General features: G+C 44.6%; 18 protein-coding genes and 1 pseudogene. 7 read left to right on the top strand and 12 right to left on the bottom strand.

What is annotated here, in order from left to right:
- The first annotated feature begins 83 nt into the window (after positions 1-83).
- From A3860_RS20105 to A3860_RS20080, 6 genes are all read left to right on the top strand, one after another.
- Positions 84-2,906, top strand: a complete 2,823-nt coding sequence (locus A3860_RS20105; RefSeq protein ID WP_081149026.1) for a TonB-dependent receptor — start codon at positions 84-86, stop codon at positions 2,904-2,906.
- A gap of 95 nt (positions 2,907-3,001) precedes the next feature.
- Positions 3,002-3,736: a GLPGLI family protein gene (locus tag A3860_RS20100; RefSeq protein ID WP_081149025.1), complete on the top strand. Its 735-nt coding sequence runs from the start codon at positions 3,002-3,004 to the stop codon at positions 3,734-3,736.
- A gap of 141 nt (positions 3,737-3,877) precedes the next feature.
- The gene (locus A3860_RS20095) at positions 3,878-6,226 is read left to right on the top strand and encodes a TonB-dependent receptor (RefSeq protein WP_081149023.1); all 2,349 of its coding nucleotides are present in this window, start codon (positions 3,878-3,880) and stop codon (positions 6,224-6,226) included.
- Between the two features lie 204 nt (positions 6,227-6,430).
- The gene (locus A3860_RS20090; protein WP_081149021.1) at positions 6,431-6,979 is read left to right on the top strand and encodes an RNA polymerase sigma factor; all 549 of its coding nucleotides are present in this window, start codon (positions 6,431-6,433) and stop codon (positions 6,977-6,979) included.
- Positions 6,960-7,223, top strand: a complete 264-nt coding sequence (locus A3860_RS20085; RefSeq protein WP_143774197.1) for a hypothetical protein — start codon at positions 6,960-6,962, stop codon at positions 7,221-7,223. The genes A3860_RS20090 and A3860_RS20085 overlap by 20 nt, the downstream gene beginning before the upstream one ends.
- A gap of 110 nt (positions 7,224-7,333) precedes the next feature.
- Positions 7,334-8,041: an ATP-dependent Clp protease proteolytic subunit gene (locus tag A3860_RS20080; RefSeq protein ID WP_081149018.1), complete on the top strand. Its 708-nt coding sequence runs from the start codon at positions 7,334-7,336 to the stop codon at positions 8,039-8,041.
- Positions 8,042-8,048: 7 nt separating this feature from the next.
- Here A3860_RS20080 and A3860_RS20075 read toward each other — a convergent pair whose 3' ends face one another.
- The 12 genes and pseudogenes from A3860_RS20075 to A3860_RS20025 all read right to left on the bottom strand — a co-directional run bounded on the left by A3860_RS20075 (position 8,049) and on the right by A3860_RS20025 (position 21,093).
- Complete coding sequence (locus A3860_RS20075; protein ID WP_081149017.1) at positions 8,049-8,654, bottom strand: DUF6915 family protein; 606 nt, start codon at positions 8,652-8,654, stop codon at positions 8,049-8,051.
- A gap of 8 nt (positions 8,655-8,662) precedes the next feature.
- Positions 8,663-9,097 (bottom strand): hypothetical protein, encoded by a 435-nt coding sequence (locus A3860_RS20070; protein WP_081149015.1) that lies wholly within the window; start codon positions 9,095-9,097, stop codon positions 8,663-8,665.
- Between the two features lie 82 nt (positions 9,098-9,179).
- On the bottom strand, positions 9,180-9,605 hold the full coding sequence (locus tag A3860_RS20065; RefSeq protein ID WP_143774196.1) for a hypothetical protein: 426 nt from the start codon (positions 9,603-9,605) through the stop codon (positions 9,180-9,182).
- A 38-nt stretch (positions 9,606-9,643) separates the two neighbouring features.
- A complete protein-coding gene (locus A3860_RS20060; RefSeq protein WP_081149012.1) occupies positions 9,644-10,210 on the bottom strand; it encodes a hypothetical protein in 567 nt (188 codons plus the stop codon).
- 20 nt (positions 10,211-10,230) lie between these two features.
- Positions 10,231-10,725, bottom strand: coding sequence for an energy transducer TonB (locus tag A3860_RS20055; protein WP_143774195.1), 495 nt, complete (start codon positions 10,723-10,725; stop codon positions 10,231-10,233).
- Positions 10,726-10,835: 110 nt separating this feature from the next.
- Complete coding sequence (locus A3860_RS20050; protein WP_081149008.1) at positions 10,836-11,318, bottom strand: hypothetical protein; 483 nt, start codon at positions 11,316-11,318, stop codon at positions 10,836-10,838.
- A gap of 298 nt (positions 11,319-11,616) precedes the next feature.
- Positions 11,617-13,785, bottom strand: a complete 2,169-nt coding sequence (locus tag A3860_RS20045; RefSeq protein WP_158085312.1) for a COR domain-containing protein — start codon at positions 13,783-13,785, stop codon at positions 11,617-11,619.
- Between the two features lie 6 nt (positions 13,786-13,791).
- Positions 13,792-14,313 (bottom strand): annotated as a pseudogene (locus A3860_RS42295) (hypothetical protein); the annotation flags it as partial.
- A gap of 271 nt (positions 14,314-14,584) precedes the next feature.
- A complete protein-coding gene (locus A3860_RS20040) occupies positions 14,585-16,459 on the bottom strand; it encodes an alpha-amylase family glycosyl hydrolase (RefSeq protein WP_081149005.1) in 1,875 nt (624 codons plus the stop codon).
- The gene (locus A3860_RS20035; RefSeq protein ID WP_081149004.1) at positions 16,443-17,810 is read right to left on the bottom strand and encodes an MFS transporter; all 1,368 of its coding nucleotides are present in this window, start codon (positions 17,808-17,810) and stop codon (positions 16,443-16,445) included. Before A3860_RS20035 ends, A3860_RS20040 begins: the two co-directional genes overlap by 17 nt.
- 416 nt (positions 17,811-18,226) lie before the next feature.
- Complete coding sequence (locus A3860_RS20030; RefSeq protein WP_081149003.1) at positions 18,227-19,501, bottom strand: glucose-1-phosphate adenylyltransferase; 1,275 nt, start codon at positions 19,499-19,501, stop codon at positions 18,227-18,229.
- Positions 19,502-19,674: 173 nt separating this feature from the next.
- Positions 19,675-21,093, bottom strand: coding sequence for a glycogen synthase (locus A3860_RS20025; RefSeq protein ID WP_081149001.1), 1,419 nt, complete (start codon positions 21,091-21,093; stop codon positions 19,675-19,677).
- A gap of 300 nt (positions 21,094-21,393) precedes the next feature.
- On the opposite strand from A3860_RS20025, the gene A3860_RS20020 reads away from it, so the two are divergent.
- Positions 21,394-22,884 (top strand): MFS transporter, encoded by a 1,491-nt coding sequence (locus A3860_RS20020; protein ID WP_081148999.1) that lies wholly within the window; start codon positions 21,394-21,396, stop codon positions 22,882-22,884.
- Positions 22,885-22,922 lie beyond the last annotated feature (38 nt).

Below are 22,922 nucleotides of genomic sequence, written 5' to 3'. Positions count from 1 at the left end.
CATTTACGGATTTCATTACAGAGATTCGCACTTTGAACAACGACGTAGGGAACCACTGATTCCGAAAACATTTAACCAATAAAATGGGTATACGCCTGTATCCGTCGTTGACTTCCATGATAAAAACAACCGTTCTTTTTTTCGTATTATTCATCATTTCCATCCCGGTTTTTTCCCAACAAGCTGTAATTAAAGGTACAGTAATTGACACATCGGAAAAAAGAAACCTTTCCAATACGGTCATTGCTTTATTGCGGCCCGCCGATTCGGTATTAGTGTCTTTTACCCGTAGCAATAAAGATGGCCAGTTTGCGCTACAAAAACTATCCCCGGGCAAATTTATCGTAATGGTAACCCGCCCGGCCTATGCCGATTATTTCGATAAGGTGGAGGTTACCGCTGGCGCCAATGTTGACCTGGGCTCAATTAGAATGACCCTGAAAAGCCAGTTGCTGGCAGAAGTTGTAGTACAACATAAATTAGGCGCTATCCGCATCAAGGGTGATACTACCGAATATATTGCCGATAGCTTTAAGGTGGCACCCGGGAGCACTGTCGAAGACCTGTTGAAAAAATTACCCGGTATTCAGGTAGACAAAGACGGTAAAATAACCGCCCAGGGCGAAAAAGTGCAGAAAGTACTGGTTGATGGGGAAGAATTTTTCAGCGACGACCCCACCATTGCGACCCGGGGCTTAACGGCCGATGCCCTTGATAAAGTACAGACATACGATAAAAAAAGCGACCAGGCCACGTTTACGGGTATCGATGATGGCCAGAAAACCAAGACGCTTAACCTGCAGCTGAAAGAAGACAGGAAGAAAGGCTATTTCGGAAAACTGGAAGCCGGCAGCGATGGCAACAAGTACTGGAATAATAATCTGATGTTTAATGCCTTTAAGGGAAAACGGAAATTTTCGGCCTTTGGCATTATGTCGAATACCGGTAAAACGGGGCTCGACTTTAAAGAAGGCATGAACTATGGGGGAAGTAATAGTATGGAGATGGGGAGTGACGACGGTGGCGGTGTCAATATTTCCTGGAACGGCGATGACGATGAATTCGGGGGTGGTAGTTACTGGGGCGAAGGATTGCCCAAGGGCTGGAGTGCCGGCTTGCATTACAGTAATAAATGGAACGCTGATAAAATACACCTCAACAGCGGATATCAGTATAATAAATTGAATACCGAAGCCCGGGGCAATACGTTCAGCCAGTACATTCTGGGCGACTCCATTTTGTATACAAATGAGTACGGTAACAGTTTCAACAGCCGTGAACGCAACAAAGTGAACGGCCTGTATGAGATAAAGATCGATTCTTTTTCTTCCCTGAAAATTACAGCCGCGGCATCGCGGGGTAACAGCTACAGCCAAAATAACTTTCACCAGGAATCGTTGAACAGCCGCGGCGATACCCTCAGCATTATTGACCGCGAATCAACAGCAGATGCCAATAATAAGAATATGAATTCTTCTTTGTTGTGGCGGCAGAAATTCAGAAAACAGGGAAGAACCCTGTCGCTTGCTGCCGGCCAGAACTATACCGAAAATGCCGCCAAAGGGATCTATTTTTCAGATAACAATTATTATAAGAACAGATTGTTAGACAGCAGCAAGATCCTAGACCAGCAAAAGCTGAATGAAAGCATCACCTCGCAAATAAATGCCCGTATTGCCTATACCGAACCGCTGAACAAACGGTCGCTGTTGGAGTTCACCTATGGCATTGACAACAACCACCGTCAATCGCGCATCACCACACTCGAGAAGGCCAGTCCGCTCGGAAAATATGAAGACCGCATCGATTCATTAAGCAATGATTACAGTTTCAATGTGTTCAATCAATCGGGTGGTATCAAATACCGGTATGCCAAACCTAAAAAGTTCACGCTGTCGTTTGGGATGAATATCTCCAATGCAGCCTATTCGCGCAAGGACCTGAAGGGGGACTCTTCTATTGCGTACAGCTTTACCAACTTCTATCCCCAGGCCAACTTTAACTGGACCATGGGAAGCAGCGGCAACCTGCGGTTCAATTATAACGGAAGCACCCAGGCGCCTTCTATTGATCAGATACAACCCATACGCGATATTACCGACCAGTTGAACATCCGGGTTGGTAACCCCGAGTTGAAACAGGCTTTCAGGCACCAGTTCCAATTGTCGTACGACAGTTGGAAGTTTTTGTCGGAACGCAGCATTTATGCTAATATCAATTTTACGGCCACCCAGCATGATTTCAGTACGCTCAATACTATGGACCTTTCCACGGGCCGTAAGACATCGCAACCCGTAAATGTGGATGGCAATTACACCGGGTATGGATGGTTTTATTATGGCAAGAAGATCACGAAATGGGGATTGCGCGCGGGGCTCAATGGCCAGTTCAATATAAATCACAACACCAATTATATTGATGCGTTGAGAAATGTGAACAATAGTTACTCATTTGGGGCCGGCCCAAGCCTCAGTTATTACAAGGAAAAGAAGTTCAGTTTTTGGATGGAGGGCACCTTTAACCGGAATGTTTCAAAAACCTCGTTGCGCAGTGATCTGGTTACCCGTTACTGGACGCAAGACTACAATGTAGATGTGGGCGTATTCCTTCCCTGGAAGTTTGAAATTGGCACATCCTGCAATATCAATTTCAGGCAAAAGACCAGTGTATTTGATAAGAACAATAACGTCATTAAATGGAATGCACGCATCGACAGAAAGTTATTTAAAAATGATGTGGCCCGCATCCGGCTTTCTGCCAATGATATCCTGAACCAGAATATCGGGTTCAACCGGAATATCAACGACAATTTTATTTCAGAAAGGACCTACGATACCATGAAACGTTATTTTATGCTGTCGATCATCTGGAATTTCAGCAAGAATGGAAAGGAAATGGGCTGGTAAAATCAGATTTATGAATTCGGGATTTTGAGATTTATTTAAATGCCGAAATCCTGATAAAATTCCGAAATCTCAAAATCTCAAAATCAGAAATTACAATGAAACTTCTTATATATGTGTTCGTTCTTTTAGTCATCTCTCCTGCTATAATCGCTCAACAGCAGTTTATAACACAAGGAAAGATCGAATACGAACGCAAGACCAACCAGCATGCCTTTATGGAAGACGGCAACATCTGGGACGATATGGCGAAAAACAACCTGCCCAAATTCGTAACCTTTTATTACGACCTCACTTTTAAAGGCGACCGCACCCTTTTCAAAGCAGGGCGTGAACCCGAAACCAAACAGGCTAAATTCTGGGGCATTTTTGATTCTGAGAATACGATCCTCACTGAGCTTGACAGCAGTACGACAATAACGCAACGGAACATCTGGGGCGATAATTACCTGGTAACCGATTCGCTTCGTAATGTGGAATGGAAGATAACGCCCGAGATCAGAAAGATCGCCGGGTTCGATTGCCGCAAAGCAGTTGGCCGTGTAATGGACTCCATTGTTGTGATCGCGTTCTATACCGATGAGATCTTAACCAATGGCGGACCGGAATCGTTCAACGGGTTGCCGGGCATGATACTGGGACTGGCCATTCCGCGCCTGCACACCACCTGGTATGCCACCAAACTGGCACTGGTTGAAGTAACAGACAAAGACCTGGTGGCGCCTAAAAAAGGGAAGAAAATGACCGGTACAGTCTATAGCACCGAAGTAAAAACGATCCTGAAACGATGGGGTGATGATGCTATAAAACGGGCGTACCAGTTTCTGTTATGATGGGCTGTTCCTGAACAGTTTACGGTTAGCTAAATCTATTTTCCTTTTTGCGTAAACCATTTTCCCGATCGCTATACCACGCTATACCAGTGTACAATAATTTTGCCTGCCCAAAATTTAGTACATATAAAGTAGCAAAGTATGGTCAGGCTTTTGATTTTATTTGGCTTTTTGACAGTTATCAATATAAATTCTTTTGCAAATGAAGCAGAAGGCGGCATAATTCAGGGAAAGGTAACTACCTCCGATGGCCAGCCGGCAGCTGATGTTTCAGTATATTTAAAAGATACCCATAAAGGTGCGGTGACCAATGAAAGCGGTGAATTCCGGATTAAAAATCTTCCAGACGGAACCTACGAGTTACAGGTATCTTTAGTTGGCTACGAAACCGTTTCAAAAACTGTGGAAGTAAACAATAGCAAAACTGTTACCGTTAATATCGAGATCAATGCTGCTTCCATAAAACTGGAAGAAATAGTAATAACCGCCGGCGGCAACCGCTTTGCCAAAAAGGAAAGCGATGACGTATCGAAGCTGTCATTAAAGAATATTGAAAACCCGCAGGTGTACAGTGTAGTGGGAAAAGAATTGATGAAAGAGCAGGTGATCACCGATTATGTTTCTGCTTTTAAAAATATTCCCGGCGCCGGTATTCCCATTGTTTATAACCAGGGAAGAACCACGGCTATTTCGAGAGGTTTTACAACCGCCAACCTCGTACGCAATGGCGTAGGCGGATTTATTTACACCAGTATTGACCCCGCCAACCTCGAACGCATTGAGGTTATTAAAGGGCCATCTGCCACCCTGTTCGGCAGCACGCTTTCTTCTTTCGGCGGCCTGTTTAACCGGGTTACCAAAAAACCTTTTGACAGTTTTAGAGGAGAGATCTCTTATTCAGGAGCAAGCTGGGACCTTAACCGGCTAACATTGGATGTAAATACACCGCTCAATAAAGATAAGACAGCCCTCTTCCGGTTTAATGGTGCGGTGCACAGCGAACGCAGTTTCCAGGACGCGGGTTTCACTAAAAATTTCTTACTGGCGCCCAGCTTTTCTTACCAGGTAAATGAGCGGCTTACTTTATTGCTCGATGTAGAAATGAGCGGCTATAAAGCCACATCCCCTACCCGGCTTACACCCAATACCAAAGGAAATATTCACAGCGTTGAAGAACTGGCCATGCCCTATAAATTGTCCTTTGCCAATAATACCATTAACTATACCAGCCAGCAATTGAATGTGTTTGGGCAAATAAAATACAAATTATCAGAAACCTGGACATCGCAGACCGTTTTTTCACGTACCCGTTCATCATCAGATGGCTACACTGTTCAGTTAACCATGCCAACCGATAGTACGCTCAGGCAACAGGTTACTTCGCAGGAGTATCCCTACTACGGTACAGATATTCAGCAAAACGTCAAAGGCGATTTTTATGTGGGCCCTGTACGTAACCGCGTGGTGATCGGTGCTGATTTTTATGCGTTGCGGAGTTCCCGTAACGATGCTACTATTAATATGCCGGTGCTCAATTATAAAAAACCGGGCGCTGCATACAACAATTTCACTGTAGAAAAAGTATCCCCGCTATTTTCTACGGCCACATTTGTGAATTATACCCGGGTGCGCGATAATACCTATAGTGCCTATGTTTCGGATGTGATCAATGTAACAGACCAGTTACTGGCCATGGCCAGCCTGCGGGTAGATCATTATAAAGCGATGGGCGAATACTGGCCCTCGCAGGATTCTGTTGCAGGCGCCTATGACCAAACAGCATTATCACCAAAATTCGGCCTGGTATACCAGGTAGTTAAGAACCAGGTTTCGGTGTTTGCCAATTATATGAACGGGTTCGAAAACGTATCGGGCGCAGATGCTTATGGCAACACCTTCAGGCCACAACAGGCCAATCAATGGGAAGCAGGTATTAAACTCGATGCCCTGAACAATAAGCTGAACGCCACCCTGAGCTACTATGATATTTCAGTGACCAATATGTTGCGGGTTGATACCGATAATCCCAATTTTAATTTGCAGGATGGCACGCAGAAAAGTAAGGGTTTCGAAGCAGAAGTAATTGCCAACCCCATACCCGGTTTAAACATTATTGGTGGCTATTCATACAACGATAGCAAATACGAGAAGGCAGCTAAAAACATCCAGGGATTGCGCCCTGCCTCGGCCGGTCCCGGTAAGCTGGCCAATCTTTGGGTAAGCTATCGCTTTGTAAAAGGCAAAGCAACAGGATTGGGCCTTGCATTTGGAGGCAATTATGGAAGCGAATCCTTTCAAACCAATACCGATACGTATGCTTTCACCATTCCTTCCTATACGGTGCTGGATGCGTCGCTGTTCTATGACAAACCGGTTTACCGCATAGGGTTGAAAGTAGATAACCTTACGAATGAAAAATACTGGTCGAACCGCCTGGCGGCGCAAAACCCCACCCGGGTTACCGTTAATCTTACTTTTAAGTTTAATTAATAATTGTTTATATATAGCAGGCCCTGTTCTGGTTCAGCCGGGACAGGGCTTTTTTGTGCGCCCCGGCACGGCCGCAAAAAAGAACGCATTAGCACGCTGATTGATATAGCGTAATCCTTCCCTTTCTTCTATGATTTAAAATAATCTGCCATTTTAGGGTGATATTTGGGTTGTAAACGGCACTTATTTATAAAGAGATGGCCTATGACCCAAACGATGGCGATAGCAGATGCAGTGGTGGAGCGGAAAGCCCTTTTTATGCAGTTGTACCAACAGGCTTTTCCGCTGGTGGCTAAATATGTGCGCAGTATGGGCGGGTCGTTTGACGAAGCCAAAGATGTTTTTCAGGATGCGCTGGTTATATATTATGAAAAACTAGTTGACTCGCCGGTTCAATTACAGCACAGCGAACGCGCTTACATCCTGGGCATTGCCCGGCACATTTGGTCAAAGAAAAATAAACAGAACAACCGGCTTACAGCCCTGGACGATTCATTAACCGGCATTGCCGACAATAAAACGGCCTCTGTTTCCGCTACAGACAAACTCCTTGATCTGTTGCATACCTCCGGGCAAAAATGTATGGAATTATTGCAGGCGTTTTATTACGACAAGCTGCCCATGCGCCGCATCGCCGGTTTGTTTGGGTTCTCCAGCGAGCGGTCGGCCACGGTTCAAAAATACAAGTGCCTCGAAAAAGTAAGGGATATTGTAAAAGAAAAATCGTTGGGTTATGAGGACTTCCTTGAATGAGATACGGCAAATAGACGATTATCTTTTAAAATATGCAGGCGAAGCAGACGCACTGCTGTTTGAAGCGCGGTTGCTGTTACAGCCGGCCCTGCGCGAGACCATGCTATGGCAGCAAAAGACCTATGAAATTATCAGGCAATACAGCCGCCGCCAGTTAAAGGCAGAAATAGAAACAGTGCATCAGCAGCTGTTCACCGGGCCGGAGCATCTTTCTTTCCGGAAGAGAATAATGAGGCTTTTCTAGCCCCAGCCCCCTAAAGGGGGAGCAGGAACTCCGTCTTGCCAGATCACCGATTGCCAGTTCCAGATCCCGGTTCCAGCATTAAACTTTTATTTAATTACAAACATTATACTATGATCAGTATGAAACAGGATTTTCGTGCCTATGCAGTACATCATCATCGCATAGGCAGCCAGTATGTTGACGGTTTTATTACCCGCATGGAAAACCGCTTTATACCCATGGCCATGACGCCCTACATCACCGAAGAACGCCAGTTGAATGTGGCGCAAATGGATGTATTCTCCCGGTTAATGATGGACAGGATCATCTTCCTCGGCGATGCCGTTGATGACAGGATCGCCAACATCATTCAGGCGCAATTGTTATTCCTGCAATCGGCCGATGCCAAGCGCGACATACAACTGTACATCAATTCACCCGGCGGATCGGTATATGCAGGGTTGGGCATTTATGATACCATGCAATACATTACACCCGATGTGGCCACTATATGTACAGGTACCGCCTTATCGATGAGTGCCGTATTGTTGTGCGCAGGCGCTGCCGGTAAACGGGCGGCCTTACAACATGCGCGGGTAATGATCCACCAGCCATCGGGTGGTATACAGGGCAATGCCTCCGATATTGAGATCACCATGCATGAGATCAAAAAGCTGCAGCATGAACTGTATTCGGTCATCGCCAAACACAGCGGGCAAAATTACCAGCAGGTACACGAAGCTTCGGACCGCGATCACTGGATGAAAGCGCACGAGGCCAAAGCCTTCGGTATGATCGATGAGGTGTTGGGCGATGAAGCCGGTGCGAAAAAGAATTAATTGTCGTTTACCCTACCACTTTACCTGCGGTTTTTTGAGCGCTTGGCGGAATGCTGGCGCCATTGTCCATCCACAGCTGAAAGTTCATGCGGTCGAAGAAGTCAGCGGGAGATATACCAAAGTTTTGAATGAGGGGTTTTCTTTTTAATACTTTAGGAACGATGTCATTGATGAACCAGGAATTATGGGTTAACAACAATGACGTTAAGGAACCGGTATTGGCCAATGGCGACAGCAATAATTCAGACAATTCCGGATCGTTTTCGTAGCTGCCGGCAAATTCGCGGAGGCGATGTTCATCGTCGGCGTGCCGGTTGATGGCGTTTACAAAATCGGCCAGGGTTGGAATAAAGCGGTTAAGATAATCGGGCAGAATATGGTCCTGTTCGCAGAGGTCTTTGACGTTTATGATCTTTCCGTTGCTGTTGGTGATCGTTTGCCCGAATATGGGTACAATGACCCGTCTGATGCCCCAAAGGGTATGCAGTATACGATGGCGGTTATCGCTGCACAGCTCTTTGGTGCTATCGATAAAGTCGTGAATGGGCAGGTAATCTTCCACTACCCCGCCCCTTCTTTTTACAGAGATCTCTGCGTGTTTGTATGCGTTCATAGGGGGAATTAAAAACCGCTTATTTCATCATGTTCTTCATCAAACTCATAATCTGCGGGGTTGATCACTTCATCGTCACTATACTCAACGATATTGTGAAAGCTGAGTTCCATAGCCGACAGGAATTTGATGGCCAACTCATCGGTTATTGACTTGGGCAGCACCATGTCGTAATTGTCTTTTTCGATAATTTGGTTGAACTCCGCTTTATATAATTCGCGTAATTTTTTATGTATTCCTTTGAAGTTCTCATGGTCGAAGAAAAAGTCGAGAGCTGTAAAGCCGCCTACGTTTTTCATGGATTTAATGTCTTCCCTGCTTTTTATAGCCTGGGCTTCTTCCAGTGACCGAGTAATGCCCATAACGGTCCCTTTTTCTTCGCCTGCTACAAAACATTCGTCGGTATACCAAAAGCCGATCTTGTGAACCACATACTGTGCCATGCAACTGATTTTGGTTGGTTAAATAGTTTGCTAATGTATAAGCTATGAGTTAGAAATGCAAGTGGGATTGGGACTTTGTGAATTAAAACCAGCAGTATTCATCATTGTTTAGATCAAATGCAGCCGCATCGATCACTTCATCGTCACCGTATTCAACAATCGTATGAAATGTGAGTTCCATGATCGACAGGAATTGAGCGGCCTGCTCGTCAGTCATATTATAGGGTAGTAGAATGGGGGGTATTCTACTTGTAAATTGACCGAATTCCGAGTTATAATATGTTGTTAGTTTTTTTGTGATGGCTTCGTAATTGGGATTTTCTAAATAAAAAATAACGGCATTATTGTCAGCCTGGCTTTTCATTGATTCAATGTCTGCCCTGAATTTAGTGGCTTTTGCTTCTTCGAGTGATTTGGATATAGCAACCAGGTTCCCTCTTTCCTGCTCTATTTCATAATTTTCGTCTGTAAAGAAAAAGCCGATCTTGTGAACTACGTATTGTGGCATGTGTTGATTTTTATTCTTGTCAGATGAAGAATAGGTATTCATTTCGAGATTGGTACAGCGTTTATTTTTGTTTTAAAATACGCCACAAGCCGCTGCAAAATATAGAATGTGATCAGTCCATTCAGGAAACCCGCAACAAACCCAAATACGGTTCCCCACATAAAAGCAATTGGTGATTCCATCCAATGATAGAACCTGTTTACTATAAATAAACCTATTCCGCCGCATATTGTAATGCCAATTGTTGAACACAATACATAGAATGTTTTTATGCCTTTTGTAATTGATTTTTTATAGAACCCCACAATAAGAGATGTAGATAGAATACCAAATGAGGTCATAGCGAAAATAATAAACGAAATTGCCGCGGTTATAACAATCCCGCTACCAATGCCTATGCACATAATTACAAAAAAGATCATGCCAATTATAAACAGGAAAGGCGCAACATCGTCATAATTTTCTTGTTCCAGGTTGGATTGAGCTATTGACAGTGAATCTGTTTGTTGGGTATGCTGAACCTGCCTTAAACTATCCGTAGTTTGTGCCGTTGCTATCGTAATGGAAGCTAAAAACAGTACAAGCAATATAATATTGTTTTTCATATTGGCATGAAGGTGTTAGGTTATTCAGTTTTCCACAGGAGGCAAATAGCTACGGGACGGGTTATTTCTACAGCTACCTCTTTTCCTTCACATACGCCTGGTTGCCACCTCGGCATTTTTTTGATAAGGCGCCACGCGGCTTTTTCGAGACAGTTGAATTGTGTAGTGTCGTATTTGCTATCAATACAGGGGTTGATGATTTGCCCATCAGTATCAACAATGAAATTCATTTTAGGAATAGGTAATGAAGTAACATCATCGTTAGGGTCTTCTGTGATCAACAGGTTTTTATTGAGAAAACGTTGATAAGCTGCCTCCCCACCCGGAAACTCGGGCTCAATTTCCACTTTGGTATACACATTCTTTTTTAAAAGCTTGCTATAATAGAAAGGACATTCCAGCTTCCCCGTGTAGCCGGACCTGGTTTCATATGCCATCAATAATATGCCAAATAAAAATAATATCCTTGTTTGCATACTGTAACGAAACACTGAAAATTTCAGGAAAATAACCATTCAGTTTCATTTTTTTAAACATTTATTGGCTTATTTTATCCTGAAAGTATAAAAGGCCATCCCGCTTCCCGGAACAGCCTTTGTGCAATTCTTTCTTATAATTAATTCAATTATTTTCCCTTCTCCAAATTAACCGTCATCGATCGTTTTACTTCGCCTGCCACCGTTTTTCCATTACACATACCAGGGGTCCATTTGGGCATTAATTTAAGCACTCTGTATATTTCCTTTTCAAGCGGATTGAATTCTGTGGTATCTATACTGCCGTGAAATGCAGGGTATTTAATTTGCCCATCTGTATCAATCATTAATATAAAACCAACAGAAGTTTGCCGGCTGCCTTTTTCAATCATTTCAGGGGTAACCCTTACATGCCGGTTCATAAACTTAACATATTGCGACATGCCACCGGGAAACTCGGGCTCAATTTCCATCCTGGTATAAACCTGTTTGTTCAGCAAATCGCTAAAATAGGAATTGCAGACTTTTTTTGCCTGTAGCGCCGCTGTTTTAACAGCTATAGAATTTTTACAGGAAATAGTAGATAACGTAAGGAATAGAATGGGAAATATGTAAAGGGTACAGTTTTTCATGTTCGCTCAATGGAAGGGTTAGTAATGCTTAATGATCTTCCTATGGCAGCAACAATTTGTCTTTTCATCTGATTCGAATGCAAAATATAAAAACTACCATGTATTTCAAAATACTTAGGCCGAAAACTGATCATTACAGGATGGCGCAGGACGATTTTTTGCCTGCAATAAGTGTTTACCCGACGTTAGTGCCCCTGTGCCTGGTTGTAATGTGCATAAATAATCAGCCTTGGGGACACTGAAGGCCAGCAATGAGCCATTGCATTACGGTTGGGGCGCTTTTGGGTATATGATACACTTATTCGGCGGTCTTTTTTGCAAATTGATCGATCAGCTTTTTAACTTCATCGTAAACATGTTTCCAGGCATCATCAATGGTTTGCCAGTTTATATTATTTTTCCATGAAGCTACAGCATCCCCTTTTCTGGGAAGGGCGCTTAATTTACTGAGCATTGGAATATCAGTCCAACCGCAGGCCCTTACAATAACAGGCACTACTATGCATTCCCTATTTTCATGTCTTTTTATGGCTATTTGTAGTTCTGTATCCTGTATATATTTCGTATTTAAAAAATCAGGGCTTATCAACAGGAAAATGATATCACAGGTATTTAATTGTTCCCTGATCTTTTTATCCCAATCTTCACCGGCTATTAAAAGGGTGTCGTCCCAGGGTTGGATCAACTCGGTATGAGTACTTAATGGCGAAAGGTGCTTTTTAAAGGCATCTAAATAATTGCCTCCATTTTTTGCCAGTTCACCATCATGTTTTGAGTAAGAAATAAACGCTTTTAAAGGCCTTGTTTTCTTTTTATCGTTTGTTAAGCCCACATTGTATAATAGTTCTTCAATAGGAAGTTTTACATCTCCTTCGTTGCAATGAACTGATGGCTTTGTTTCGGACCATTTCAGCAATTTTTCATATTCAAAAGTGGTGGGGTTATCGCTTCTCTTACATTCCTGGCAGGGACAAGGTACTATTATGGACGGCGTTACCCTTTTATAACTGTCAATAACATCCCGCATTGCCTCAATGATCAGCATCATTAATCCCCGGGCGTCTTTACCGGTAACACGGATACTTATTGACCGGTTATAAAAGTCTTCCACTACCTGGGCCTGGGCTTTGGTATCTTTATGTTCAAAATTAACAGCATTATTCCACACGTCACTGTCCGATTTAATATGCCTGCTGAGGTCGGCGCTTAATTGATTTACCAATCCTCTTGGCATAAAGTTATATTTATATACCAATCGCAAATACTTAGCGTCATCCTTCCATATTAGTTCATGGGGTATTGAATCCAAACGGCAGGGAATGATGAAGTCGAGTTTTTCATGTTTCTTGCGAAATGCAATTTTAAATACCTGTAGCATTTTCTTTAGGATCTCAAACCGGTATTCGTAACATTTCTCCGCCCAAATTCTTGAAAAATCGGTTGCGGAAATATGGCCTCTCCTTTCTTGAATGGTGTCATCATCAATAATTTTATATACGGCGTTCATCGCCCATTCCGGTTGAAGGATCACCCAGTGCTGCAATTCTTCTATATCACTATACCAAAGCACAATTCCTAAAGCATGTAAAAAATGAGCGAAATCTTCTACGTCGATTTTTGATGCGAATTTCTCTGCATTTGTTTTCAGGCATATTTTCGTGAAATCTTCAAAAGAAATGCAGTCTTTTGTTTTAGCTGTTTCAGCTATAGCTTCCCTGGCTGGTATCCAGGATTTGGGCACTCCCTTTCCATAATGTGGCAGCAATTCAATTTGATCAATGATGGCTTTTTTAATTTCCTTTAGCCCTTCATTGTTATTAAGCAGGTTTAATTCTATATAAGGCCGTTGCCCGGTCTTTATGATGTTGAAATCATCATTTGATAAATAATAACCCAGATCATTCCAGGGTACTTTATTGCCCTGGTGACAGGTTTGCCCTATTATTATAGGGCTGTTACCGCCAAACTGAAAAATGGTGGGTATCCAGTAATCAAAATAGTGCAAGGTCTGCCTTGTGGAGGCAAGTAGGACAAATACAGAATCTTCGGTAAGAAAAAAACGGTGAACCGGATAGTATACATCCTGACCGCCAAAATCCCAAATATGGGCTATATGCTTTTTTTCGCCGGGTCCTTCATATGCCCAATCAATAATCAGTATTCCTCTTGTTCTGTCATCTTCAGTAGGTAAGGGCGCAATGTCATTGACCAATCTTTTTTGTAAGGATGTTTTACCGGCATTCCCTTCGCCTACCAGGGTTAATTTGGCTTCGTACAGGTAATCGATGCCTTCATTACTTATTCTTTCAAAATACCGGAGCACCGCATCATTTCCCTGCTCCACAATTTCTTTAGGCGGGGTAGTAATTGGATTGTCAGATACATTTATTTCATCTTTAGCTGTTTCCCACCTTGGTTTTAATACCAATTTAGACGGATCTTTTGCCCGTTGGAAAAGAGGGCGCAAAGGGGTGATATCAGATATTTGATTTTCAATAATAACAAGCCGCTTTAAATTGGATAATTGAGCTAACCCGTTGACATCTTTAAAAAGGTTGTGACGAAGAATTAGTGATTGCAAATGAGTTAACTGATCCAGTCCTTTAAGCTCTCGTATTTTATTATGACTTAAATCCAGATGAGTAAGCTGGGTAAGAGAAGCCAAGGGCTCTGTATTAATAATATCCCAGGTGGTACCAATATCACCTGCGATAATCAACCCAGAAAGTTCCTTCAATGCGATAAGGGCCTGTGGGCATAAAGAAAGATGATTAGGTTTGCCCTTGTTTTTGCTGTGTTGAAATCCCAATTTATCATAATCATACCATATGTTACTAAGATTAAGAGTTCGTACAAATTGGCATTTTCTTAAAGCAATATCAACCGGGCTTCCTCTAACAAAATCATGATCGGTTAAAAAGCAACGGCCTAAATCTAAATAGGGATCTTTCGTTTCAAGGCATTCATTTATTACCTTAAGGGCTAAGTCACTCATTACAATATGTTTAGGCTATAATTGACTGTTGGTCTTTCGAGACTAATAAGGATCGTAATGAGAATTCATGAAAGCATGCTCATAAACATGCAACAGGCAAGCGCCTATTCAGTTGGTTGGGAAATGTGGAATTGTAAATATAACGAAAAACAGTGTTTCGACACTTCGATCCTTCGACTCTTCGACTACGCTCAGGCAAGCCCGCTCGATGCTTCCCTCAACTCGGCGACTTTCCGCCAGCGGGCGGGCATACGCCCAGGACCCTCAGCATCTACCTTAACTCCCCCACCCACACCGTTTTCCCCGGGACTTTTATATTTCCGGTGATATCCAGCTCCGAACCATCTATTACACTCCTGGCCCTGGTGAAGTTTTTTATTCGTTCTGAAAACCGGTGCATATCTATTTCCTTTTCCCCATCATTGGTGTTCATTACGCATAGCACCGTTTGCTGGTTATTATACCTGAAATAAACGTACACCCCATCTTCGGGTACAAATTGCATCATCTTGCCCGTCTTCAACGCGCTGGCGGTTTTGCGATAGTTTGCCAGCGTACGCACATAGTTGTATACCTCGTTTTCGGCTGGTGTTCGGCCCCCGGGTTCAAATTTATTAGCTCCATCTCCTGTCCAGCCGCCGGGAAAATCGAGCCGCACCTTTCCATCGGGATCCGAGAAACCTTTCATCAATATTTCGGTACCATAATATAACTGGGGTATGCCGCGGAATGTAAGCAACCAGGCAAGGCCCATTTTCTGTTTGGCAACGTCTTCGCCAACCATGCTGAAAAAACGGCTCATGTCGTGGTTGTCTAAAAAGATCACATTCTTTGTGGCATCGGTATACACAAAATCATTGGTGGCGGTTAAATACAGGCGGTTCACCCCTTCCGTCCAGCCAAATGCCTGCGTTAAGGCGGGCACAATGCCATACAGGTTCAACTGAAAATCGGTTACCCCCGGCAAATTGCTTTTGTAAGGTATATTGTATTTGTTGCGGGTAAAAAAGCTCTGGTTGGGAATGCCATGCACCCAGGTTTCACCAAACATATGCAACTGCGGATATTCATTGAGGAGGGCCTGGTTGCAACGGTTCATAAAATCCAGGTCATTATAGGCGTACGTGTCAATGCGCCAGCCATCGAGGCCAAATTCTTCGGTACACCAAATGGCATGTTGTATTAAAAAGTTAGCGAAAAACGCATTGCCCTGGTTTACGTCGGGCATCGTTTGCGTGAACCAGCCATCGCTCATGCGTTTTTTATCGCTCTGTGAGGCGTATGGGTCCATCAATACCTGGTCTTTGTACGTAGTGTTGGTATACACCGGCCACCAGTGAAACCAGGAACTGTCGGGCATATCGCGAAACAGGAAATGTTCAATGCCTACATGGTTGTACACGGCATCCTGAATGATCTTCATGCCGCGTTTGTGCAGGCTGTCGATGAGCTCGTGATAAGCGGTGGCGCCGCCCAGCCGCGGGTCAATGGTATAATGATCGGTAAAGGCATAGCCATGTTCGGTACGGTCGGGCATGTCGTTTAGTAGCACCGGGTTCAGCCAAAGCGTCGTTACGCCCAATTGCTGCAGGTAATCGAGGTGGTTTTGAATGCCTTTCAGATCGCCGCCATGGCGTTTGAAGAAATCGCTCCGGTCAAGGCTTTGGTCTCTTAATCCGGCAATGCGGTCGTTGCCGGCATCGCCATTGCTGAAGCGGTCGGGCATAATGAGGTAAATAAGATCGGAACTGTTTATTCCTTTGATCCTTGTTTTGCCATTCTGTTTGCTGCGTGGCTTCAACTCATAAAAGACGTGGTTCCACTCTGACCTTATAATGCCGCCAAAGCTGATCTCATATTTGGCGGGCTGGGCGCCGGCGGCAATTTCTACATCAACAACCAGGTAATGGCGGTTGCTGACCTTGTTTACTTTTTTGATCTTTATGGCGGTATTTCCTGACTGTACGACTAATTTGTCAACGGCCAGATCTTTATGGTTATTATAAAAGATCAGTTGAAGGTTGCGGTTCTTCATGCCTACCCACCAATGGGTTGGAAACACCCGCAGGCTATCCTGGGCTGCAATTTGTAAAACCAATAAAGAACAGGTGACAATGAGCGTGAGTTTCCTACAACAGATCTTCATGTGTTTTTTCTTTTACAATTAAAGCGCAAACAATACCTGCTATAATCAGTAAGCTGCCACCTATTTGCACGGCCAGTAACCGGTCGTTGTGCAGAAAATTTTCCATGATCCTGCCAAAGAACAGGGATGCGATGATCTCGGGTAATACAATGAAGAAATTAAAAATGCCCATGTAGATGCCGATCTTGTTTTCGGGTAAATGTCCGGCCAGCATGGAGTATGGCATCGACAGAATGGAAGCCCAGGCAACACCTACCATGCTCATGACCACATATAACATATTGGGATCGCTGATGAATTTTACACAGAAGAGTCCAATACCGCCAATGAGGAGGCAGAATGTATGCGTCATTCTTTTGCCCAGCTTCGCCACCCAGAAGGAAAGCGTTAGTGAAAACAAAAAGGTGACGAGGTTTAACACCGCTGATGTGGCATTGGCGTGTTCTATACCTTGCGTATATAGGTCGTTTGACGTATTGGGGTCGCCTTTGAAGATATCCCTGGCTACACCGGTGGTATAATAGAACCACATAAGGAACAGGCCGGGCCAGGTGAGGAACTGCACCAGCGCCAGCCTTTTCATTTGCTTCGGCATCTGTAAAATGGAAGCTGTGATCTCTTTAATGGCGCCGCTGAGGCCGCTTCCATGCTGTGCATCGAGTTGTTGCCGCCAGTTGGGATCGGTGGGCGGATATTCTTTACTGCGCAGCACGGTATACAACACCGCGCACAGGAACATGATGCCGCCAATGTAAAATGACCACATGATATTCTGCGGTATGCCGCCGGCTACCTTTTCGCGTGAAAAGCCCAACCAGTTTACCAGCAATCCGGGCAAAAAGCCTGCGATAAAAGCCGCCGCCCCTATGAACATGCTTTGCATGGCATAACCGAATGGCCGTTGCTGTTCGTTGAGGTTGTCGGCAACGAATGCGCGGAACGGTTCCATACTAACATTAATGCATGAGTCAAGGATCCACAGGGTACCGGCTGCCATCCAGATGGCCGAGGCATTGGGCATTATAAACAGAGCGAGTGAACTTAAGATGGCGCCGATCAAAAAGAAGGGTCTTCTCCGGCCCCAGGTGGGGTGCCAGGTGCGGTCGCTGAGATAACCGATAATGGGTTGAACAAGGAGGCCGGTCATGGGAGCCGCCAGCCATAAGCCGGGAATTTGTTCGGGAGAGGCGCCCAGGTATTCATAAATGGCGCTCATATTGTTCATCTGTAACGACCAGCCAAACTGAATTCCAAAGAAACCGAAACACATATTCCATACCTGCCAGAAGTTGAAATGGGGTTTTGACTGTATGGCCTGTTCGGTATCCAATACAATGGGTGATGGTTCCATATGCAATCGCTTTGAGTAAAGGAAAGTTATGAAAAACCTTAATGTAAAAGATGATAACTTGTAAATATAGAAAACTGTTACAGGTTTCAGGTTACAGGGAAATCAAAAGGGATGCTCCCCTGTAACCTGCAACTTGCAACTTGTATCCTGTATTTCCTTTTCGTACACCAACCGTATCGAAACCGGACAGGTGAAGGAATCACTAAAATCATATTTAATTGATTATAACGGTTATAGGTTCCGGCATTTTTGTGGTTGTTATGTCAGCAATAAAAAAGTTTGTAACAAGTAGCACATGAGATAAATACTACTCGCAAGTCAGATTGTCAATAAAAAAACAAGCCTCCCGATTCCTCGGGAGGCTATGTGTATAGAAAATTCATTCATTCCTGTTCAAAAGGGACTTACCGGCAGGATCATATTACAAATCCATCAGGTAATATCGACCCTTTCTTTACCACTACAATACCGTCTTTGATGGTGTATAACGAGTGATCGGTATTCTCAAGGTGATTGCTGCCGTTGATGCGTACATCGTTCCCGATGCGGCAGTTCTTGTCAACGATGGCATTTCGGATATAACAACGTTCACCAATACCCAGTTTAGGCAATCCCCGCTCAACGGAGTGCTGCATTTCTTCAATGGTCTCAAAATAATCTGAACCCATGATGTAGCTGCTCACTACGGTGGTACCATGCCCAATGCGGCTGCGAATGCCGATCACACTATTCTCGATACGGCTGGCATTGATGATGCTGCCTTCGGCGATGATGGTCTTTTCGAGCGTGGTGCCGCTGATCTTGGCCGGCGGCAGCATGCGGGCGCGGGTATATACGGCGTTGCTGTTGTCGAATAAATTAAAGGGCGGAATATCTGAGGTGAGCGCCAGGTTGGCTTCAAAGAACGAGGAAATATTTCCTATGTCGGTCCAGTAGCCATCGTACTCATAACTCATGATCTTATGAACGCCGATTGATTTGGGTAGAATTTCCTTCCCGAAATCGGTGGCGTTCTTATGTTCTTCCATCAGCTGTTCAAAGATCAGCTTGCGATTGAAGATATAGATACCCATAGAAGCCAGGTATACCCTGCCCTGCTTTTGCATTTCTTCGCTGGTTTCGCTTTTCCAGTCGGGCAGCAGGTCCTGCTTGGGTTTTTCAATAAAGGAAGTGATATGGCCATCGTGATCGGCTTTCAGGATCCCGAAGTCAGATGCTTCGCGGGCATGCACCGGAATGGTGGCCACTGAAATGGCGGCGCCCGATTCATGGTGTTTGTTGATCATATCCTGGAAGTCCATCTGGTACAACTGGTCGCCCGATAGTATCAGCACGTAATCAAAATCGTGTTGGCTCAGGTGGCGTAACGATTTGCGCACGGCATCGGCTGTACCCTGGTACCACGATGGGTTATCGGGTGTTTGCTCTGCCGCCAGAATGTCTACGAAGGCACTGCTGAAAATGCTGAAGTGATACGTGTTTTTGATGTGCTTGTTCAGCGATGCCGAGTTAAACTGCGTTAAAACGAACATTCGGTTAATACCGGAGTTAATACAGTTTGAAATGGGAATGTCTACCAAACGATATTTACCGGCAATGGGAACCGCGGGTTTTGAACGGCTGGCGGTCAGGGGATAGAGTCGTGTTCCGGCTCCACCGCCCAGGATGACAGCAATCACTTGTTTGCTCATGTTTGAAAATTTAGTCCGAGTTCTAAGATTCTTGGTTCTTAATTGTGTGTCCTGTTATACTGGGTGGCTGAAGTAGGAAGTAAGAAGTATGAGGTAAGAAATCCTGAATTGTATTTTCCTACTTCTTACCTCATACCTCCTACTTCAGACCCTTTCTTAAAGTTATACAATTATTATATTACTAATGCTGAATAAACGTCAATATAATGTTTGACACTCGTTTCCCAACTAAAATCGAGTTTCATCATTTGCTGTCTTACGCGGTGCATTTTTTCTTTGTCGTGGTATAGTTGGGCGGCCCGCCATACGGCATGGGTAATATCGGGTATGCTGGCATGGTTGTAACAGATGCCATATCCATTAACCTCGCCCATATCAATTACTGTATCTTTTAAACCGCCGGTGCGGCGTACCATCGGTATGGTTCCATACCGCATGGAATACATCTGGTTGAGGCCACAGGGTTCAACCCGCGAAGGCATCAACAAAAAATCGAGCCCGGCGTACATCACGTGGCTTAACCCTTCATTATAACCGATAAATACATTGTAGTCGTATTGCGATAATGGTTTTAGTGCCGAAAGACCGGCTTCTACTTCGGGGAAGCCGCTGCCCAATACGAGGAAATTCATTCGCCGGCCTATAAAATAGAATGAATCGCTGATAACCTGTGGTAACAGGTCGGCGCCTTTTTCGCCCACGAGGCGGCCGATAAAACCTATGAGGGGTTTGTCGAAATCAAGATTGAACTGGTCGCACAACAGCATTTTATTTTTTGCCTTGCCGGCTTCCAGGTCGTTCAACGAATAATGGTGTTGTAAATATTCATCAACCTGCGGGTCCCAGTGCAGATCGTCGATGCCATTCAGGATGCCCACGCATTTTCCTTTTTCATACTCGAACAGCGATTCCAGCCCATTGCTCATATACCTGAGCTCATTGAGATAGCTGGGGCTAACGGTAGTAACCTTGTCGGCGCATTTAACGCCGCTGGCCAGCGGGTTAATGGTATTGTTCCAGTCGAGCATGCCCCATTTCCACATATCCCATTGCGGAATAAGGATGCTGCGGCTCCACGGCATCCAGCCCTGGTATTGGGCATTGTGAATGGTGAGCACTGTTTTTATGGTAGAAAGCGGCCGGTATTTGAGGCAGTGTTTTACCATAAAGGGGATCAGCCCCGTATGGTGATCGTGCACATGAATGATGTCGGGTTTTTGTGCCCAGGTGCTCACCCAGTCGAGCACACAGATCTGAAAAGCGGTGAACCGTTCGTTGTCGTCATTGTACCCGTACACTTTTTCACGGTCGAGCAAACCGTTCACATCAACCAGGTACAGTTCAAAACCGAGTTTGTTGGTCTTTTCTTTGATCACGGTGAACTCGAACCACCAGTTGCCCATGTTGGTATTGCCTTTATGTACTACTTCCCATTCATTGGCATATAAAAATTTGGTCCGGTACATAGGCATTACCACTCGGGCTGTATGGCCCAGTGCATTCATATATTTGGGTAACGCCCCTACCACATCTCCCAACCCGCCTGCCTTGGCTACAGGGTAACATTCCGCGCTTACATGTAATATATCCATTCTTAATGATCAGGTTAATGAAAAAAGGAAATGTGTGTTCAATATAGGAAGGATTTTGATTTTATAGTGCAGTAACTGAAAAAAATGATTACAAAAGATGCTGGGTATGACACGAATAAGCGCACCACAACAGCTTCGGGTATATAAAAATTCGTGCCTGCGTAAATGCTAAAGCAGTAATTTGGCAAGCTTAATAGAAAAAGTATCTGTAAGTATGGGGCCGGCCCCTGAAATATAGGGACCGGCTGTGGCGAAAACTTGTTACTTTTAAAACATCTTTTGACTAAAACCAACCTTTAAATGAGCCAACAAACTAAATGGTCGCAATTTGGTGTTCTTGTTTCTGTTTTCTTTTTCTGGGGTTTTGTTGCCGCCAGCAACGATATCCTGATCCCGGTTTTCAGGGAAAAATTACATTTGGCACCCTGGCAGTCGCAGATGATCTCATTTGCATTCTACGTTGCATATACAGTTGGTTCTGTTATTTATTTCGCTGTGAGTAAGGCCACGGGGGGCGATATTTTAAACAAGTTGGGTTATAAAAACGGCATTGCTTTGGGACTGGTGATTTCTGCCCTGGGAACCCTGTTGTTTTATCCGGCGGCCCAAACTGAGTCGTTCCTGCTTATGATCACCGGATTGTTCATTGTAGGGCTTGGGTTCTCCCTGCAGCAAACGGCGGCTAACCCGCTGGCCATTAATATGGGCGACCCCAGAACCGGTTCGCAGCGTTTAAGCATGGCAGGCGGTATCAATAACCTGGGTACTACCCTGGGACCCGTGATCGTGAGCCTGGCTATTTTTGGTTCTGTGGCCGGCGCGTCAAAAGTGGCCGACATTGGTGCCGTAAAAGTGCCTTACCTGGTGCTGGGTGCTGCTTTTATATTGGTAGCTATCATTTTCAAATTTTCGCCCATCCCCAATAAAATTGAGCATAACGAAGAAATTGAGCTTGACTTTGATAAAGCTTCTGAAGTAACGGCTAAACCCATGCCGTCTTTAAATCATACAAGCGCCATCCGTTACCCACAACTTTGGCTGGGGATGATCGGTATTTTTATATATGTGGGCGTGGAAGTGGCAACGGCCAGTAACCTGCCCCAGTTCATGACCGAACATGTGAAAGGCGAAGACGGGCTTGCTTTCCCCACCGAAAAAATTGCGCCTTTTGTTTCCCTGTACTGGGCCAGTTTAATGATGGGCCGCTGGACCAATTCAATTGGCGCCTTTAATATTAGCGCCAGTTTTAAATCGGTATTGCGCTTTATTATGCCCTACCTGGCATTTGGCGTCTTCCTGCTTATCAATAAAATTGCCTCACATGATATAACACCTTTTTATGTGTATGCAGCAGTGATCGTTGCCCTCATCATTGGCGATCTGTTGAGCAAGGGGAACCCCGCCCGCCAGTTGCTGATTTTCTCCATCTGCGGTATGTCCAGTTTGATTATCGGTATGCTATCCGATGGCATGGTGAGCGTGTATGCCTTTACCAGCGTGGGATTGTTCTGTTCTACCCTGTGGCCCTGTATTTTTACCCTGGCCATTGCCGGTTTGGGCCGCCATACCAACGAAGGCGCCAGCTTCCTTATCATGATGATCATGGGGGGCGGATTTATCAGTGTATTGCAGGGCTGGCTGGCCGGCAGTAATATGCTGGGTATTCAGGCTTCTTTCATAGTAGGTGTACTTTGTTTTGCCTACCTGGCCTTTTATGCCATCCGTGCCAAAGTGATTTTGAAGGCCCAGGGCATTGATTATGATAAACTTGAAAGCGGAGGCGGTCATTAATACGCAAATAGATGGTATCTTCGCGCCGCAAAATGGTC

It is taken from the genome of Niastella vici (assembly GCF_002077945.1).
GTDB classification, from domain to species: domain Bacteria; phylum Bacteroidota; class Bacteroidia; order Chitinophagales; family Chitinophagaceae; genus Niastella; species Niastella vici.
This window is presented reverse-complemented; position numbering and strand designations above follow the sequence as displayed.

Coding starts and splice junctions, on each gene's coding strand:
- A3860_RS20105 (WP_081149026.1), top strand. CDS start 84: ATGGGTATACGCCTGTATCCGTCGTTGACTTCCATGATAAAAACAACC.
- A3860_RS20100 (WP_081149025.1), top strand. CDS start 3,002: ATGAAACTTCTTATATATGTGTTCGTTCTTTTAGTCATCTCTCCTGCT.
- A3860_RS20095 (WP_081149023.1), top strand. CDS start 3,878: ATGGTCAGGCTTTTGATTTTATTTGGCTTTTTGACAGTTATCAATATA.
- A3860_RS20090 (WP_081149021.1), top strand. CDS start 6,431: ATGACCCAAACGATGGCGATAGCAGATGCAGTGGTGGAGCGGAAAGCC.
- A3860_RS20085 (WP_143774197.1), top strand. CDS start 6,960: ATGAGGACTTCCTTGAATGAGATACGGCAAATAGACGATTATCTTTTA.
- A3860_RS20080 (WP_081149018.1), top strand. CDS start 7,334: ATGATCAGTATGAAACAGGATTTTCGTGCCTATGCAGTACATCATCAT.
- A3860_RS20075 (WP_081149017.1), bottom strand. CDS start 8,654: ATGAACGCATACAAACACGCAGAGATCTCTGTAAAAAGAAGGGGCGGG.
- A3860_RS20070 (WP_081149015.1), bottom strand. CDS start 9,097: ATGGCACAGTATGTGGTTCACAAGATCGGCTTTTGGTATACCGACGAA.
- A3860_RS20065 (WP_143774196.1), bottom strand. CDS start 9,605: ATGCCACAATACGTAGTTCACAAGATCGGCTTTTTCTTTACAGACGAA.
- A3860_RS20060 (WP_081149012.1), bottom strand. CDS start 10,210: ATGAAAAACAATATTATATTGCTTGTACTGTTTTTAGCTTCCATTACG.
- A3860_RS20055 (WP_143774195.1), bottom strand. CDS start 10,725: ATGGTTATTTTCCTGAAATTTTCAGTGTTTCGTTACAGTATGCAAACA.
- A3860_RS20050 (WP_081149008.1), bottom strand. CDS start 11,318: ATGAAAAACTGTACCCTTTACATATTTCCCATTCTATTCCTTACGTTA.
- A3860_RS20040 (WP_081149005.1), bottom strand. CDS start 16,459: ATGAAGATCTGTTGTAGGAAACTCACGCTCATTGTCACCTGTTCTTTA.
- A3860_RS20035 (WP_081149004.1), bottom strand. CDS start 17,810: ATGGAACCATCACCCATTGTATTGGATACCGAACAGGCCATACAGTCA.
- A3860_RS20030 (WP_081149003.1), bottom strand. CDS start 19,501: ATGAGCAAACAAGTGATTGCTGTCATCCTGGGCGGTGGAGCCGGAACA.
- A3860_RS20025 (WP_081149001.1), bottom strand. CDS start 21,093: ATGGATATATTACATGTAAGCGCGGAATGTTACCCTGTAGCCAAGGCA.
- A3860_RS20020 (WP_081148999.1), top strand. CDS start 21,394: ATGAGCCAACAAACTAAATGGTCGCAATTTGGTGTTCTTGTTTCTGTT.